The following is a 15,598-nucleotide window of genomic DNA, read 5'->3' as shown; positions in this document are numbered from 1 at the left end:
ATGTCTGCACAAGAATCTGCGCAACACCCACCCCAGCGCCTCGGCGTCGTGGTCGAGTCCGTATCCGGAGAGACCCGTGTCGCGGCGACGCCGACGACGGTGCGTCAACTGCTGCACCTCGGTTACGAGGTGGTGGTGGAGTCCGGGGCCGGCGCGGCCTCCGGCTTCAGTGACCAGGCCTACCTCGATTCCGGCGCCGAGATCGGCCAGGCCTGGAACGCGGATGTCGTCCTGAAGGTGAACTCTCCCTCCGACACGGAGATCACCGGGCTGCGGGAAGGCACGACCGTGGTCGCCCTGCTGGCCCCGGCACAAGAGCCCGAGCTGCTTCGGACACTGGCTGCCGCCGGGGTGACCGCGCTGGCACTGGACGCGATGCCGCGTATCTCGCGGGCTCAGTCGATGGACGTGCTGTCGTCGATGGCGAACATCGCCGGGTACCGGGCGGTCGTCGAGGCCGCGCACGTCTTCGGCCGGTTCTTCACCGGCCAGGTCACCGCGGCGGGCAAGGTGCCACCGGCGAAAGTGCTGGTCGCCGGCGTGGGTGTGGCCGGGCTGGCGGCGATCGGCGCCGCCTCCAGCCTCGGCGCGATCGTGCGGGCCACCGACCCGCGGCCCGAGGTCGCGGACCAGGTGAAGTCGCTGGGCGGCGAGTACCTCCCGGTGGACGTCGTCCAGGAGACGGGTACCGACGGCTACGCCAAGGCGACCTCCGCCGACTACGACCGTGCCGCCGCCGAGCTCTACCGCCGGCAGGCCGAGGACGTGGACATCGTGATCACCACCGCGCTGATCCCGGGCCGGCCGGCGCCGCGTCTGCTGTCCGCCGAGGACGTGGCCGTCATGAAGCCGGGCAGCGTCATCGTCGACATGGCCGCGGCCCAGGGCGGAAACGTCGAGGGAACCGTGCCGGGGCGCGCGGTGGTCACGGACAACGGGGTCACCATCATCGGCTACACCGACCTCGCCGCCCGGCTGCCCGCCCAGGCCTCGCAGCTCTTCGGCACCAACCTGGCGAACCTTCTGAAGCTGCTCACGCCCGGCAAGGACGGGCATCTGACGATCGACTTCGACGATCCCGTGCAACGGGCCGTGACCGTCGTGCGGAGCGGCGACGTCACCTGGCCGCCACCGCCCGTGGCGGTCTCGGCCGAGCCCGCCGCGCCGCCGGAGACCGTGCCCGCCGCGCCCGAACCCGACCCGAGGCAACCGCGGCCGACGCCCGTGCGGCGCTACGGACTGATCGGGCTCGGCATGCTCGCGATGTTTCTTCTGGTGGCCTTCGCACCCGCCCAACTCGCCGGCAACTTCACCGTGTTCGCACTGGCGGTCGTGATCGGCTACTACGTCATCGGCAAGGTGCACCACGCACTGCACACGCCTTTGATGTCGGTGACCAACGCGATCTCCGGGATCGTCGTGATCGGTGCCCTGCTGCAGATCGGGCACGAGAGCCGGATCGTCACCGCGCTGTCCTTCGTGGCGGTCCTGCTGACGAGCGTGAACATCTTCGGAGGTTTCGCCGTCACCCGCCGCATGCTGTCCATGTTCTCGAAAGGCTGAGCCGAGATGACCTCACTGACGGCCTCACACGCTGCCGACCTGGTTGCCGCCCTGTTGTTCATCCTCAGCCTGGCCGGCCTGTCCCAGCACCGCACCTCCCGCGTCGGCGTCGTCTACGGCATCGCCGGCATGGTCCTCGCACTGGTCGCCACGATCGTGGTGGCTGCGCAGAGCATCACCGCGGATGCCGTGGCCCTGACCCTGCTGGCGATGGCGCTCGGCGCGGTGATCGGACTGTGGCGGGCCCGCCGTGTCGAGATGACGCAGATGCCCGAACTGATCGCGGTGCTGCACAGCTTCGTCGGCCTCGCCGCGGTGCTGGTGGGCTGGAACAGCTACCTGGAGGTGGAAGCGCACGGCACGGCGCAGACCCGGATCGGCTCCGACCTGCTGGGCATCCACCACGCCGAGGTGTTCATCGGAGTCTTCATCGGCGCGGTCACCTGCACCGGCTCGATCGTCGCGTTCCTGAAGCTCTCGGCCCGCATCAAGTCCCGTCCGCTCATGCTGCCGGGCAAGAACGCGCTGAACCTCGGCGCGCTCGGTGCCTTCGTGGTACTGACCGCTTGGTTCACGATCAGCCCGAACCTGGCACTGATGATCACGGTGACCGTGCTGGCGCTGGCGCTCGGCTGGCACCTGGTCGCCGCGATCGGCGGCGGCGACATGCCCGTCGTCGTCTCCATGCTGAACAGCTACTCGGGCTGGGCGGCCGCGGCGGCAGGCTTCCTGCTCGACAACAACCTGCTCATCGTCACAGGCGCGTTGGTGGGCTCTTCCGGCGCCTACCTGTCCTACATCATGTGCAAGGCGATGAATCGATCCTTCCTCTCCGTCATCGCCGGCGGGTTCGGCATCGAGGCGCCGTCCGGCCGCGACGAGGAACAGGGCCGGCATCGAGAAGTGCGGGCCGCGGAGGCGGCCGAGATGCTCGCTCGGGCCCGCTCGGTGATCATCACTCCCGGTTACGGCATGGCCGTCGCCCAGGCCCAGCACCCCGTGGCGGAGCTGACGCGGCGGTTGCGCGAGCGGGGCGTCGAGGTCCGCTTCGGCGTCCACCCCGTCGCCGGGCGCCTGCCCGGACACATGAACGTCCTCCTGGCCGAGGCGAAGGTCCCATACGACATCGTCCTGGAGATGGACGAGATCAACGACGCCTTCGCCGACACCTCGGTCGTGCTGGTCATCGGCGCGAACGACACCGTCAACCCGGCCGCGACCGATGACCCGGCCAGTCCGATCGCCGGCATGCCGGTGCTGCGGGTCTGGGAGGCGGACCAGGTCATCGTCTTCAAGCGCTCCATGGCCTCCGGTTACGCGGGTGTCCAGAACCCGCTCTTCTTCCGTGAGAACAGCGGCATGCTGTTCGGCGATGCCAAGCAGAGCGTCGAGGAGATCCTGCGCGCGCTCGGCATCCACGGCGGTCACGAGGCGACCCGGGCCACACCCCAGGCGACGGCGGCCGGCCGGTGACCTGGGCCCGAGTTCGTTCGCGGCCCCACCACCGGCTTCCCGGGCCGACTCGGTAGTTCGGCTGCGGGGCTCGGCCGGTTGCGCTGTCCCCTGAAGCGGGACGCAACCGGCTGAGCCGCCCATGCCGCGTCACACCGCCGACTCGCATGCGGTCGGCGGGGCTTCTTCATCGCCCTGACCGTCATCGGGCCTGGGCACCTGGGTCACGGGGCCCCGCCGGGCCGTACCAGGGCGGTGGTGTGCGGCCCTGTGGGGGTGGTCGCCAGGGACTCCGTAGTGGCACGGGTCGGCATGGTGAGGACGGCGAGGCAGCCGACTACCAGGGCGATGCCGCCCCATCCGAGCGCCGGGAGGCGTTCACCGACGACCAGTACGGCCAGTACGGCGGCGACGGCGGGCTCCAGCAGGGAGAGCGTGGTCGCGGTGCTCGCCGGGACGTGTGCCAGACCCCAGCCGAACAGGACGTAGCCGACGAACATGGGCACCAGGGCCATGTAGGCGCCGACGGCCGCGTTGGTCGAGGAGGCGAGGAGCGGGGCGCCGGTGAGCAGCAGCACGGGCAGGAGCAGCAGTCCGCCCAGCCCGAAGACGGTCCCCATCGCCGCGCCGGATGTGACGCCGCGGCTGATCAGCCGGTGGGCCGCCCAGGAGTACAGGGCGTAGGTGCAACCGGCCACCAGGCCCAGTCCCACACCGAGCACGGTCGCCGCTGCGGACCTGGCCCCGGTGCCGGAGTGGGTCCCTGCGGCTTCGGCCGTGCACAGCAGTACCGTGCCGGACAGTCCCAGGGCGGCGCCGATCATCCAGCGGCGCGTGAGCCGGCGTTCGTCCACGACGCGCTCGATCACGGCCGAGGCGAGCGGGGCCGAGCCGATCGACACCACCGTCCCGGCGGCGACCCCGGCCAGGTGCATGGAGGTGTAGAACGCCAGGGGGTAGGCCCCCACCGACAGTGCGCCGAGCAGCACCACACCGCGCTGCGCGCGCAGCCCAGGCGCCTCCCGGGCGATACGGGGGGCGGCTATGAGGGCCTGGAGCAGTCCGCCCAGGCCCATGGCGACGGCCCCGATCGCGAGGGGCCCCACGGCGGGGGCGAAGGTCGCGGCGGTGCCCGTGGTGCCCCACAGCACCGACGCCACGAGCACGCACACCGCTCCAACGCCCGCCGAGCCGGCCGCGTGTCCGGCGGGCCGCGTCACAGCCGGCCCAGGAGGTCCGCCGCCATGGCCCGGGCGTGCTCCAGACGCGTACCCGCACCCTCCAGGCCGGCGCGTGCCATCGCGCCCTCCAGCAGGAACGCCAGATGCTCCGCCACCGCCCGCGCCTGTTCGGGCCGACCGGGCAGCAGTTCCTCGACGTGTCCGGCGAGCAGGGACTCGACCTCCTCCTTGTGCCGGCGCACCACGGCCCGTCCCGCGTCCCCGGTGGGCAGCTCGGCAGCCGCGTTCAGCAGACCGCAGCCCCGGAAACCGTGCTCGTAGGCGAAGGCCGCGTGATCGGCGTACGCGTCGAAGACGGCCAGCACGCCACCGCGCCCGTCCTTGACCCCCTCCAGCCGCCGCCGGTACAGGCCCAGCCACTCCTCGTGCCGTGCGTCGAGGTAGGCCATCACCAGATCGGCCTTGGAGGAGAAGTTGTTGTACAGGCTCATCTTCGCCACGCCCGCCTCTGCGGTGATCGTGTCGATCCCCGTCGACGCCACGCCGTCAGCGTAGAAGCGGCGCGCCGCGGCGGCGAGCAACCGCTCACGCGCGGCCCCCCGCCGCTTGCCGGGTTGCGTTGCCGCGGTGCCGGTGTCGCTCATCACGTTCCCTCTCGTACTAGGTAGGTCAGTCTACCTAACAACGGAGAGAGGGTCCGGCGCGGGTACGTCGCGGAGGCGGCCGGAGTGAACATTCGGACGCCTCACCACCACGGCGAGGACGCCGTGACCGCGCTGCGCGTGATCAAGCAGCCGAGGTTCTACTCGTCGTGGAGTCCGGCTTGCACGCGGCGGGACGGGTGGAAGGCGTAGAGATCGAGGATGCCGGGCGGGTCGGCGAGGCCCGGTCCGCCGGCCTTGACCCAGGCGGTGATGTCGGCCGTGGCCTCGAGGTCGTTGACCATGCCGAGCCAGACGGGGCGTCCGCCGTTCCTCCGGCCTTCGGCAGAGGGCTGGACGACGATGACGTTGGCGCGCTCGCACGCGTCGAGGCAGTCGGTGGCCCGTACGGTCGCTGCGCCGTCCAGTTCCTGGCGAAGGCCGCGGAGCTGGGCGGCGTGGTCGAGGCCGGGCACCTTGGGGGTGCCGCAGCAGCAGCCGCGGCAGACAGTGACGGTGGGGCGTGCCGCTCCCGGAGCGGGGGCGGCGCGGCGGGCGCGTTTGCTCACACGGTGTCCTTGGCGGGTTGGGGCCAGCCGGCCTCGCGCAGCAGGCGCAGGCCGTTGAGGCCGACAATGACGGTGGAGCCCTCGTGCCCGGCGACGCCCAGAGGCAGGGGGAGCGTGCCGAGCAGGTCCCAGGCGACCAGGAGGGCGATGAACGCCCCGGCGATGGCCAGGTTCTGGATGACGAGTCGGCGTGCGGTGCGCGAGAGCTGCACGATGGACGGGATGGTGGCCAGTTCGTCGCGCACGACGACGGCGTCGGCGGTCTCCAGGGCGAGGTCGGAGCCTGCCTTTCCCATCGCGATGCCGGAGTGGGCGGCGGCCAGCGCGGGGGCGTCGTTGACGCCGTCGCCGACGACCAGCACCCGCTTCCCCGCGGCCTCCCACTGCTTCACCGCGGCCACCTTGTCCTGTGGCAGCAGTCCGGCGCGGACCTCGGTGATGCCGACCTCGGCGGCCAGGTGCCGTGCGGTGCGTTCGTTGTCTCCGGTCAGCAGTGCCGGGGTGCGGCCGGTCAGGCGGGTGAGCGCGGCGACGGTGGCCGCCGCATCCGGACGCGGCCGGTCCGCGATCCCCAGCACCCCCACCGGCACCCCGTCACGCAGGACCACCACGGCGGTGCGGCCGGTGTCCTCCAGCTCGGCCACCACCTTCCGGTGCGGCTCGTGGGCGGTGCTGTCCAGCAGACGTGCGGGGGAGCCGACCTGGACGGTGTGGCCGTCGATGGTGGCGGTGACGCCCTGCCCCGGGGTGGAGGTGAAGTCGCCGGCCTCGGCCAGGAGCAGGCTCCTCTCACGGGCGGCGGCGACCACGGCGCGAGCGAGCGGGTGCTCGCTGGGGTGCTCGGCGGACGCCGCCAGCCCAAGGAGTGCACCCTCGTCCACATCGCTGCCGGGCAGCGGCCGCAGGTCGGTCACGCGGGGAGTGCCTTCGGTGAGGGTGCCGGTCTTGTCCAGGGCGACGGTGTCGATCTGGCCGAGGCGTTCCATGACGACAGCGGACTTGGCGAGCACGCCGCGGCGGCCGGCGCCGGCGATCGCGGACAGCAGCGGCGGCATGGTGGAGAGCACCACCGCGCACGGCGAGGCGACGATCATGAACGTCATCGCCCGCAGCAACGCCGCCTTCAGCGTGTCGCCGAAGGCGAGCGGGACGGCGAACACGGCGAGGGTCGCGAGGACCATGCCGATCGAGTAGCGCTGCTCGATCTGCTCGATGAACAGCTGGGTGGGGGCCTTGGTCTCGGAGGCTTCCTCGACCATCTTCACGATGCGGGCGACCACCGAGTCCGACGGATCCCGTTCGACCCTTACGCGCAGGGCGCCGGTGCCGTTGACGGTGCCGGCGAACACCTCGTCGCCCGCCTGCTTGGCCACTGGCAGCGGTTCGCCGGTGATGGTGGCCTGGTCGACGTCGCCGGCCCCGTCGAGGACCCGGCCGTCGGCGCCGATCCGCTCACCGGGGCGGACCAGGATGGTGTCCCCCACCGCCAGTCGCTCGGTGTCGACGCTCTCCTCGGTGCCGTCCGGCAGCAGCCGGGTGGCGGTCGTGGGGGCGAGGTCGAGCAGGCCGCGCACGGAGTCCGCGGTGCGGGCGGTGGCGATCGCTTCAAGGGCGCCGGAGGTGGCGAAGATGACGATCAGCAGGGCGCCGTCGAGGACCTGTCCGATCGCGGCGGCCCCGAGGGCCGCGACGACCATCAGCAGGTCCACGTCCAGCGTCTTGTCCCGCAGGGCCTTCAGGCCCTCCAGGCCCGGCTCCCAACCGCCTGCGATGTAGGTCGCGGCGAACAGCGTCCCCCACAGCCACGCCGGCCCGTCGAGCAGCTGGACGGGCAGGGCGAGCAGGAACAGCAGCAGGGCCGCGAGCGCCCACCGTGCCTCCGGCAGCGTCAGCACACGCCTACGGCGCCGGGGCACGGCCGACCGCGGGTCGACGGCGGGCGGCGCGGACCGCTGATCCAGGACGGAAGACATGACAAAGCAACCCTTCTCGGGCGGAACGGAGCAGCACCTCCACCGTACAGGAATATCTGAACAGGTCTTCAAGTGTCACCGGTATGATGGGGTCATGGGCCATGGACGTGTCACCACAACCAGCAGCGCCACCACCCGCGAGCGCCTCGACGCGGTCGGCACCGCGGACGTCGCAGCCACCCTCCAGGCACTCGCCACGCCCTCCCGGCTGCACATCCTGGCCCGCCTCCAGGAGGGCCCCTGCTCGGTCGGCGACCTCGCCGAAGCCGTCGGCATGGAAGCCTCCGCTTGCTCCCACCAGCTGCGACTGCTGCGCAACCTCGGCCTGGTCACCGGCGAACGCCACGGACGCTCGATCATCTACGCCCTCTACGACGACCACGTCGCCGAGCTCCTCGACCAGGCCCTCTACCACGTCGAGCACCTGCGCCTGGGAGTCCACGACGCTCCGGCCGCCCGGCCCGAGCCCGTCGCCGCAGACTGAGCTGGCCCAGCCGCTCCTCCGTACGGGGTGCCGGGTCAACCAGTGTCGCTGGGTGTGAGGCTGACGGGTCATCAGCGCAGGGGGCTCGAATCCGTCCTGTGGAAGGCGGCGGTCGTTGTCACAATGAGGAGCCCATCGACGTGTCCACGGAGCTGACCATGCGTAGACCTGCTGTTCTGCTGGCTATTGCCGCAGCCCTCGGCGTCCCGATGACGGCACCGGCCCCCACCGCCTCGGCCGATACCCGGATAACCGAGGTCGTCTGCCAGGACTGGTCCGCGTATCCGCAGTACATCCGCCACATCTACCTCAGTTCGGACACCCCCACGGGCGTCAAGGACTTCGATGAGAACCCGGTGACCCTCACCTGCTACGAGTGGTCGGGTTCGACTCCGGCTTCGGTGTCGTACTCCATCAGCTACGTCATGAACGGGCGGGACCATCCCGACGGAGAAACAGGCACCCTCACCATGGGGCACGGCATCGTGTGGACCCCGGTCATGCCGGGATATGTCTACCGGGCGAGTTTCACGCTCACTTCCTGACGCACCGACGGGTTCCGGCCGCGTGCTTCCAGGACCGGATCGGCGCCCACTGCGCGTCGGTCAACGACGCGCATCAACCGCCGATCGGACGATCCGAAGGAAACGGCCTAGGCGAATCCGCCGTTGCTCATGAGGAGTTGTCCGTTGATCCACTGACCCTGCGGTGAGCAGAGGAAGTCCACGAGGTGGGCAGTGTCCCGCGGGGTGCCGAGGCGGTTGAGCGGCGTCTGGCGCAGCACGAATGCGCGCCCTTCCTCCGTCATCCAACCGGTGTCCACCGGCCCCGGGTTGATGACGTTGGCGGTGATGCCGAGGTGAGCGAGTTCGTGCGCGGCGGCCAGGGTGATGCGGTCCAGCGCGCCCTTGCTCGCGCCGTAGGGAAGGTTGCCGACGGTGTGGTCGCTGGTGAGCGCGATGATCCGGCCGCTGCCCGGGGCGGCGGCGAAGCGCCGACCGTATTCGCGGATCAGCAGCCAGGTGGCGCGGGCGTTGACCGCGAAGTGCCGGTCGAAGCTCTCGACAGTGGTGTCGAGGAGGCCGGAGTCGACCGACTCGCAGTGGCACATCACCAGGGCGGTGACGTCGCCCAGACTGCGTTCGACCTCGTCGAAGACACGGGCCGGAGTGTCCGGATCGGCGAGGTCCGCCTCGATGGCCGCGGTGGCGGAACCGTGTTCCGTGAGGGCATCGGTGATCGTCCTGGTCGCGCCGGGCTCGCGACCCCAGGCCATGCGCTCGTCGTAGGGACTCCAGTAGGTGAAGGCGATGTCCCAGCCGGAGGCGGACAACCGGCGGGCGATACCCGCGCCGATGCCGACGGTGCGCCCCACCCCGGTGATCAGGGCGAGCGGGCGGGCCGATGGGTGGGCCTGACGGGAAGCGGGGTCCGCTCGGCCGCTGTTCGTTGTCACGGTTCGAGATCGTCCGTCATCGGAACCGACGGCACAACCGCCTTTTCGATAACCGGAGTTCGCCGCGGCGCGGATGCCACCGGTGTCCTCGTCATGGTCGTCGCCCAGCCGGCTGCGTAGCTGACCGGGGCGGACAGCGCTGGTGAAAAAACGTGCTGCGGTTGTCCGGCCGAGCTGCCTAGGGTGCTCTGGTGGAAGAACGTGAACTGCTGGCTGGGGGAGTGAACCAGGGCGTCCCCCTGGCCCGTGTGATGGGGAGCAGATGCATCCCCGACGGCTCATCGTTCACGTGATCGAGTCCGTGATCTCGGGGTACGACCGCACATGTGACTCGTGGCGAAAGCCGGCCGGTCGCGGAGGAGAGTGGTCTGGGCACGCCGTCCCAGCTGATCAGGAAGAGGCTCGATGCATAGAAGCCGCGTGTACGCCGTTCTGATCGACACGCCCGTGGCTGAGGCTGCCCAGGCAGCGGACTTCTGGTCAGCAGCTCTCGGTGTCACTGCCCAAGCGTTTCCGCCGGCACCGCAGTTCACCACGCTGCATCAGGCACTGCCAGGGCTGGTCACCGCCGTCCAAGCGGTCGACGACGCACCTCGTATCCATCTGGACATCGAGACCGACGATGTCGAGGCGGAAACCGCGCGCTTGATCGCTCTGGGTGCTGAGCAGGTTTCGCAGTGGCAGGAGTGCCGCGTGCTTCGAGTGCCTGGCGGTCATCTGGTGTGCGTACTGCCTGTGGAGAGCGACCCCGACGCTTTCCGAGCACAGGCCAACGCCTGGCCATGACGATGGGGACCGCCACCGGCAGGATCGAGCGCTTTCTCCCGTCCGCGGCGGTGGCGAGCATCCTGAACAGGCAGTCGCCGAGCCGGACTTGTCCATCGAGGTCGTCGAACCGCCGGCTCTGCCGCCGTAGGGGATCGTCGTCGAGTACGAAGTGCTGGTGCTTCCAGGGGGTAGGGCAGGGAGCGCCTACACCTCGCCGGTGGCGAACAGCTCGAGGTGCCCGCACTTGGGGCAGCGGTACGCCTCTATCTGTCGCCGGGGGCGGCCCATCCGCTTGGCGCCCCCGAAGATCCCCCGCTCCAATGCGCCCTCGATCCAGCGCGCGTAGCCGCGCGAATGCTCACCGGCGTCCTCGATGAATCCCTCTGCCAGACCGACGGTGCCGCAATGGGTGCACGTGTGGTTGTTCATCTGGTGAGTGTAGGAGAGGGGGACCGACCCCAGGTCGGCTGACCGACCGCTGACTGGCTCGTTACGGGCGCCAGTCAGCCTCCAGATCATGGGAGTCGGTCTTGGTGAGCTGGGTCAGTCCGGTGCCGTCGGCCCGTATCAGGTAGAGGTGTTCGGGGTCAGCGTCGTCGGTACCGCCTCGGGTGAAGACCAGGCGGTTGCCGTCCGGGGACCACGAGGGGTTCTTGTCGTTGAGGCGGGCCTTGGTGATGCGGTGCAGCCCGGTGCCGTCGGGGCGGACGAGGTAGAGGTGGGCGAAGCCTGAGGAGTCCACGCGGCTGAAGGCGATCCGGTTGCTGTGCGACCAGTCGGGTGTCCAGTCGTGGGAGCCGGACGCGGTGAGCGCCGTCTGGGCCAGGGTGGACAGCCGGATCCGCATCACCCTGCTGTGTCCGCCCGCGTCCGCGCGGTTGAACGCCAGGTACTTGCCGTCCGGGGACCACGTCGGATGGAGGTCGTCCGCCGCGGTGTGGGTGAGCCGGGTGGCGGGGGTGCCGTCGATGTCGGCCACATAGATCTCGCGCTGGCTGCCGACCGGCTTGGCGTAGGCGATCCGCTTGCCGTCCGGGGACCACGCCGGGTCCGAGGCGCCCTTGGTGCCGGGGACGGCCTTCAGGTCGCCGCCCGTAATCTTCATGGTCCAGATACCGTCGATGGCGCCACCGGATCCGTAGCGGACGAAGGCCACCCGCTTGCCGTCCGGGGACCAACTGGGCATCACGTCGCTGACGGTGGAGGTGTGCGTGAGCTTGACGGGCGTGCCGCCACTGGAGGAGATCGCGTAAAGGTCCTCGACGGGCGCTGCCGCGGTGTAGCGGGCGAAGACGATCGGGTGGTCTTCCGCCGCCCCGGCGTCCCCTGCGGTGCCGATGGCCAGTGGTACGGCCACGGCGAGCGCCGCGGCGGTCGCCGCCGCCCAGCGGTGCTGCGGCGTGCCGTCTGTGCCGGTCCTGCCGGTTCTCCGGATCACGATGTCCACCCCTGTCCCCCTGCGGCCTGTTGCGGGCCGCTCCGGCCGGTAAACATCCCACCCGATGGGGCATTGGGGAAGCGGCGGCATCTAAGCGTACGAGCCCTGTGACATGTTCCGTACAGTGCTGTCACATGCGATGCGGTGCGGACGCGTCGTGCTCGGCACCCCACAAACCGGTCAGTTTTCGAGAAGCGCCGAGCACCCGGCCGTCCCTACCGTTGAAGGCATGAACTCCATCGCTGCTGTCATCTTGGAGGTGGCCGACCTCACGGCTGCCACCCGCTTCTACTCAACCGTCCTCGGGCCGGACTCCTCGCACGTGCGTCTGCGCGCCACCGAGGACCCCACGACCGGCTTCCGCGGGTTCACGCTGTCGCTGGTGGTGTCCCAGCCGGGCAACGTCGATGCCCTCATCGAGGCTGCCCTCCAAGCCGGCGCCACCAGCCTGAAGACCGCCTCGAAGTCGCTATGGGGCTATGGCGGGGTGGTCCAGGCACCGGACGGCACGATCGTGAAGATCGCGACGTCGGCGAAGAAGGACACCGGCCCGGTCACCCGGGACTTCGAGGACCTTGTGCTCCTGCTGGGCGTCGAGGACGTCAAGGCCAGCAAGCAGTTCTACGCCGATCGGGGCCTGAAGGTGGGCAAGAGCTTCGGCAGCAAGTACGTCGAGTTCGCCACGGACTCGGGCCATGTCAAGCTCGCTCTGTACAAGCGCCGTGCCCTTGCCAAGGACGTGGGTGTCCCCGCCGAGGGCACCGGATCGCACCGTCTCGTGCTCGCCGGCGCTGCGGGCCCGTGCAGCGACCCGGACGGTTTCCCCTGGGAGGCCACTGCCCCAGTGACCGCCACGGTCTGAGCGGGGAGCAGGCGCTTGGATCAAGAGGTCAACTCGATGGGCGGGTGGTTCGCCGAAGCGCCATGCTGGTCGCGACGCACGGTACAGGTGCGACGATGCGGGCATGCGTGAGTTGAGCCAGCTGATCGACGTCGAGGAACCGGCCTGGCCGGAACTCAGGGAGACACTTGATGCAAGTCCGGTGTCTGTCGAGGTGCTTCCACCCGACAGCGATCTGGGTAGGGCGTCGATTCTTCAGCTGAGGGTCACGGTCAGGTCGTACCTGGGTGCGGTGGTGCTGCACTGCGGCGGTCTGCTGGTGGACGACGGATGGCTGCGGGTCTTCGGCAGTCCCGCGAGTGGGGCTGCGCACGGGGTGCCGGGCCTGGCCGGTATCAATCAGTTCCCTGGAACGTTCGACCCAACGTGGCAGCCGGAGACCGGCTTGGTGGTGGCACATGACGTACTGGGCGGCGTCTTCGCTCTCAACGGCGCCGCTCTCGACAGCGGCGCTCCCGCCGGTGCCGCCCGTCCCGGCGCTCCTGGCGAGGTTGTCTACTTCGCCCCGGATTCCCTTCGCTGGGAGGCTCTGGGCGTCGGTCACTCGACGTGGCTGGCCTGGCTGGTGTCCGGGGCACTCGATGAGTTCTACGCCGGTCTGCGCTGGCCCGGCTGGAAGGAGGAGATCCGGGCACTGAACAGCAATCAGGGCCTCGCATTCTTCCCGCCGTTGTGGTCTGCCGAGGCTGGCCAGGACATCCCCGCGACCAGCCGTCGCGTCGTGCCGATGAGAGAGCTGCTCGATGTCGCGCGGGACTCATGCCGACAGTTCGATGGCGTTGATCCGGGCTTTCTCGGCGCCGTGTGAATCGGCCGCCCCGTCCAGTCGGCGGTGGCAGACCAGCCCTCTCTACGGAGGAGCCCCCCGCACGGAACTCGCTGTCTTTGCGTGCACCCGTGCGTTTCTTTGGCAGGACACAGTACGAAAGTCCGCTTCCGTACACGTTCTCCCCCTCGGATGTGGGTGCACGGTTCACAGGCTTCTTCAAGCCCCGTACAGCCCGAGGAGAACGCATGGTTCCCCGCCCCCTGCCGTCCGCCCGTACCGTCACCGCAGTGGCCGCCGCGCTCGCGGCCGTGGGTGCCCTCACCGCGACGGTCACCACGCCGGCGTCGGCGCACGCACGCACCGATGCCCGGCACGTCCTGCTGCTGTCCATCGACGGCCTGCACCAGTCCGACCTGGCCTGGTACATCGCCGGCCACCCCCGGTCGGCGCTCGCGCGGCTCACCACCGGTGGCGTGGAGTACACCCACGCCAGAACCACCGTCCCCTCCGACTCGTTCCCCGGCATGGTCGGCCAGGTCACGGGTGGCAACCCGGGTACCACGGGCGTCTACTACGACGACACCTACACCTCCGGCCTCCTCCCGGCCGGCACGACCGCCTGCGCCGGCGCCAAGCGGGGCGCCGAGGTCGACCTCACCGAGGACCTCGACAAGGACAAGAACTCCCTCGACGCGGGCCAGGGCCTGAGCGGCCTGCCCGGCAGCATCCTCAAGATGACCGGCGACGCCCGCGGCCTCATCGACCCGTCGAAGCTGCCGGTCGACCCGAAGACCTGCAAGCCGGTCTACCCCCACTCGTACCTGAAGGTGAACTCGGTCTTCGACGTGGCCCGGAAGGCCGGGTTGCGGACCGCGTGGTCCGACAAGCACCTCGCGTACGAGATACTGAACGGCCCGTCCGGCACCGGTATCCAGGACCTGTTCGCCCCCGAGATCAACAGCCAGGCGATCGGTTACGCGTCGGGCTCGGACTGGACGAAGGACAACGCCGCGACCGAGCAGTACGACGGCTACAAGGTGCAGGCCGTCCTCAACGAAATCGACGGCTTCGACCACAGCCGCACCCACAAGGTCGGCACCCCGGCGGTCTTCGGCATGAACTTCCAGTCCGTCTCGACCGCCCAGAAGCTGCCCACCTCCGACGGGCTGACGGGCGGTTACCAGACAAAGGGCGTACCTGGTCCGCTGCTGGCGAAGAACCTCGCCTTCGTCGACGAGGAGGTCGGGGCGTTCCTCACCGAACTGCACAAGCGTCACCTGGACGGCAGCACGACGGTCATCCTGTCGGCCAAGCACGGCCAGTCGCCGACCGACCCCAAGGCACTGACCCGCATCGACGACGGCCCTCTGCTGGACGGCCTCAACGCCGCGTGGAAGGCCGCCCACCCGGGCGCCGGTGACCTGGTCGCGCACGCCGTGGACGACGACGCCATGCTCATCTGGCTCACCGACCGGTCGAAGGCCGCCACCGACTTCGCCAAGGCCTACCTGCTCGCCCGGTCCGGCAAGGGCAACGGCATCGGCGGTGAGGACAAGCCCTTCACCGCGAGCGGCCTCGAGAAGCTGTACGCCGGTGCGGCCGCTGCCCGGTACTTCCACGTCCGCCCGGGCGACTCGCGCGTGCCCGACCTGGTCGGCATCACGCAGTACGGTGTCGTCTACACCGGCGGCAAGGGCAAGATCGCCGAACACGGCGGCGCCCACGCCGACGACCTGGCCGTCCCGCTCATCGTCTCCGGCGCCGCCGCCCCGCACGGCGCACGCGTCGACGACACCGTGGAGACCACGCAGATCGCCCCGACGATCCTGCGGCTGCTCGGCCTCAACCCCCAGGCCCTGGACGCCGTACGCATCGAGCACACCCGGGCACTGCCCACTCGCTGACAGCATCGCTGTCGCCCTGAGACGAACCTCCCCATGGCGGGTACGCCCCTCCGGCGGACCCGCCACCCATACGGAGGCCTCGCGTACGTGCTTTGTTCGCAGGGACCCGCAGGGCCGGATTAAATGCGCCAGCACCCGGACTAATTAATGAATCCGGCCAAGCTGTCCGGCGAGCCACTACGTTATCGACGTGGAAATTCCACAGAACCGGTGCCTGCCGGGGAGCATCCGGCCTGTCGGCAGGATGCGATGGAGGCGCCGGTGCGGGGGGTCGCTCCACGCCGCGGACATCGGTGACGCGCCCCCGGGCACTGGGCCCCGCCTGCCTCCCCCGCAGCGCGGGGTCCAGCGCCGCGGCCGCGCATCCATGTACTGACCGGGGAGTGCGTCCACTCTCGACTTCTGATCCGACGGGCGCCCCGAATGATGAACGTAAAGCACGGGAGGTTCTGTCGCATGCTCGACAGTCGTCACCCACGAAAGGTCCTGACCGCCCTCT

At 70.0% G+C, this 15,598-nt stretch carries 15 protein-coding genes; 8 read left to right on the top strand and 7 right to left on the bottom strand.

Annotated elements, in window-relative coordinates; all coding sequences use genetic code 11:
- Both ABZ915_RS29720 and pntB read left to right on the top strand, forming a co-directional pair.
- Window positions 1-1,563 (top strand): Re/Si-specific NAD(P)(+) transhydrogenase subunit alpha, encoded by a 1,563-nt coding sequence (locus tag ABZ915_RS29720; RefSeq protein ID WP_361809589.1) that lies wholly within the window; start codon window positions 1-3, stop codon window positions 1,561-1,563.
- A 6-nt stretch (window positions 1,564-1,569) separates the two neighbouring features.
- Window positions 1,570-3,036 carry a Re/Si-specific NAD(P)(+) transhydrogenase subunit beta gene (gene pntB / locus ABZ915_RS29715; protein WP_361809587.1) on the top strand — a complete coding sequence of 489 codons (1,467 nt, stop codon included), beginning with the start codon at window positions 1,570-1,572 and terminating at the stop codon, window positions 3,034-3,036.
- A 203-nt stretch (window positions 3,037-3,239) separates the two neighbouring features.
- On the opposite strand, the gene ABZ915_RS29710 is transcribed toward pntB, so the two are convergent.
- The 4 genes from ABZ915_RS29710 to ABZ915_RS29695 form a co-directional block, all read right to left on the bottom strand.
- Window positions 3,240-4,181: a DMT family transporter gene (locus ABZ915_RS29710; RefSeq protein WP_361809585.1), complete on the bottom strand. Its 942-nt coding sequence runs from the start codon at window positions 4,179-4,181 to the stop codon at window positions 3,240-3,242.
- Between the two features lie 50 nt (window positions 4,182-4,231).
- Window positions 4,232-4,840, bottom strand: coding sequence for a TetR/AcrR family transcriptional regulator (locus ABZ915_RS29705; RefSeq protein WP_361809583.1), 609 nt, complete (start codon window positions 4,838-4,840; stop codon window positions 4,232-4,234).
- A 158-nt stretch (window positions 4,841-4,998) separates the two neighbouring features.
- On the bottom strand, window positions 4,999-5,406 hold the full coding sequence (locus tag ABZ915_RS29700) for a (2Fe-2S) ferredoxin domain-containing protein (RefSeq protein ID WP_361809581.1): 408 nt from the start codon (window positions 5,404-5,406) through the stop codon (window positions 4,999-5,001).
- Window positions 5,403-7,379 (bottom strand): heavy metal translocating P-type ATPase, encoded by a 1,977-nt coding sequence (locus ABZ915_RS29695; protein WP_361809579.1) that lies wholly within the window; start codon window positions 7,377-7,379, stop codon window positions 5,403-5,405. The genes ABZ915_RS29700 and ABZ915_RS29695 overlap by 4 nt, the downstream gene beginning before the upstream one ends.
- A 94-nt stretch (window positions 7,380-7,473) precedes the next feature.
- Here ABZ915_RS29695 and ABZ915_RS29690 point away from each other — a divergent pair, with 94 nt between their 5' ends.
- Entirely contained in the window at window positions 7,474-7,863 is a 390-nt protein-coding gene (locus ABZ915_RS29690) for a metalloregulator ArsR/SmtB family transcription factor (protein ID WP_361809577.1), read from the top strand.
- Window positions 7,864-8,003: 140 nt separating this feature from the next.
- Entirely contained in the window at window positions 8,004-8,408 is a 405-nt protein-coding gene (locus tag ABZ915_RS29685; RefSeq protein ID WP_361809575.1) for a hypothetical protein, read from the top strand.
- Between the two features lie 107 nt (window positions 8,409-8,515).
- Here the strand turns inward: ABZ915_RS29685 and ABZ915_RS29680 are convergent, their stop codons facing one another.
- Window positions 8,516-9,319: an SDR family oxidoreductase gene (locus ABZ915_RS29680; RefSeq protein WP_361809573.1), complete on the bottom strand. Its 804-nt coding sequence runs from the start codon at window positions 9,317-9,319 to the stop codon at window positions 8,516-8,518.
- Window positions 9,320-9,739: 420 nt separating this feature from the next.
- On the opposite strand from ABZ915_RS29680, the gene ABZ915_RS29675 reads away from it, so the two are divergent.
- On the top strand, window positions 9,740-10,105 hold the full coding sequence (locus ABZ915_RS29675; RefSeq protein WP_361809571.1) for a VOC family protein: 366 nt from the start codon (window positions 9,740-9,742) through the stop codon (window positions 10,103-10,105).
- Between the two features lie 186 nt (window positions 10,106-10,291).
- Here the strand turns inward: ABZ915_RS29675 and ABZ915_RS29670 are convergent, their stop codons facing one another.
- Together ABZ915_RS29670 and ABZ915_RS29665 are read right to left on the bottom strand one after the other, a co-directional pair.
- On the bottom strand, window positions 10,292-10,516 hold the full coding sequence (locus ABZ915_RS29670; RefSeq protein ID WP_361809569.1) for a hypothetical protein: 225 nt from the start codon (window positions 10,514-10,516) through the stop codon (window positions 10,292-10,294).
- A gap of 61 nt (window positions 10,517-10,577) precedes the next feature.
- A complete protein-coding gene (locus tag ABZ915_RS29665) occupies window positions 10,578-11,525 on the bottom strand; it encodes a hypothetical protein (protein WP_361809567.1) in 948 nt (315 codons plus the stop codon).
- Between the two features lie 229 nt (window positions 11,526-11,754).
- Between ABZ915_RS29665 and ABZ915_RS29660 the strand changes: the two genes are divergently transcribed.
- The 3 genes from ABZ915_RS29660 (at window position 11,755) to ABZ915_RS29650 (ending at window position 15,099) form a co-directional block, all read left to right on the top strand.
- Entirely contained in the window at window positions 11,755-12,387 is a 633-nt protein-coding gene (locus ABZ915_RS29660; RefSeq protein WP_361809565.1) for a glyoxalase, read from the top strand.
- A 103-nt stretch (window positions 12,388-12,490) separates the two neighbouring features.
- The gene (locus tag ABZ915_RS29655; RefSeq protein ID WP_361809563.1) at window positions 12,491-13,234 is read left to right on the top strand and encodes a DUF2625 domain-containing protein; all 744 of its coding nucleotides are present in this window, start codon (window positions 12,491-12,493) and stop codon (window positions 13,232-13,234) included.
- A 206-nt stretch (window positions 13,235-13,440) separates the two neighbouring features.
- Entirely contained in the window at window positions 13,441-15,099 is a 1,659-nt protein-coding gene (locus tag ABZ915_RS29650; RefSeq protein ID WP_361809561.1) for an alkaline phosphatase family protein, read from the top strand.
- The last annotated feature ends 499 nt before the right edge of the window (window positions 15,100-15,598 follow it).

This window comes from Streptomyces sp. NPDC046915, from assembly GCF_040644935.1.
Classification (GTDB): Bacteria; Actinomycetota; Actinomycetes; order Streptomycetales; family Streptomycetaceae; genus Streptomyces.
This window is presented reverse-complemented; position numbering and strand designations above follow the sequence as displayed.

What these genes read in the sequence shown, in the direction of transcription:
- ABZ915_RS29720 (WP_361809589.1), top strand. Translation starts at nt 1, where the DNA reads ATGTCTGCACAAGAATCTGCGCAACACCCACCCCAGCGCCTCGGCGTC.
- pntB (WP_361809587.1), top strand. Translation starts at nt 1,570, where the DNA reads ATGACCTCACTGACGGCCTCACACGCTGCCGACCTGGTTGCCGCCCTG.
- ABZ915_RS29705 (WP_361809583.1), bottom strand. Translation starts at nt 4,840, where the DNA reads ATGAGCGACACCGGCACCGCGGCAACGCAACCCGGCAAGCGGCGGGGG.
- ABZ915_RS29695 (WP_361809579.1), bottom strand. Translation starts at nt 7,379, where the DNA reads ATGTCTTCCGTCCTGGATCAGCGGTCCGCGCCGCCCGCCGTCGACCCG.
- ABZ915_RS29690 (WP_361809577.1), top strand. Translation starts at nt 7,474, where the DNA reads ATGGGCCATGGACGTGTCACCACAACCAGCAGCGCCACCACCCGCGAG.
- ABZ915_RS29670 (WP_361809569.1), bottom strand. Translation starts at nt 10,516, where the DNA reads ATGAACAACCACACGTGCACCCATTGCGGCACCGTCGGTCTGGCAGAG.
- ABZ915_RS29660 (WP_361809565.1), top strand. Translation starts at nt 11,755, where the DNA reads ATGAACTCCATCGCTGCTGTCATCTTGGAGGTGGCCGACCTCACGGCT.
- ABZ915_RS29655 (WP_361809563.1), top strand. Translation starts at nt 12,491, where the DNA reads ATGCGTGAGTTGAGCCAGCTGATCGACGTCGAGGAACCGGCCTGGCCG.
- ABZ915_RS29650 (WP_361809561.1), top strand. Translation starts at nt 13,441, where the DNA reads ATGGTTCCCCGCCCCCTGCCGTCCGCCCGTACCGTCACCGCAGTGGCC.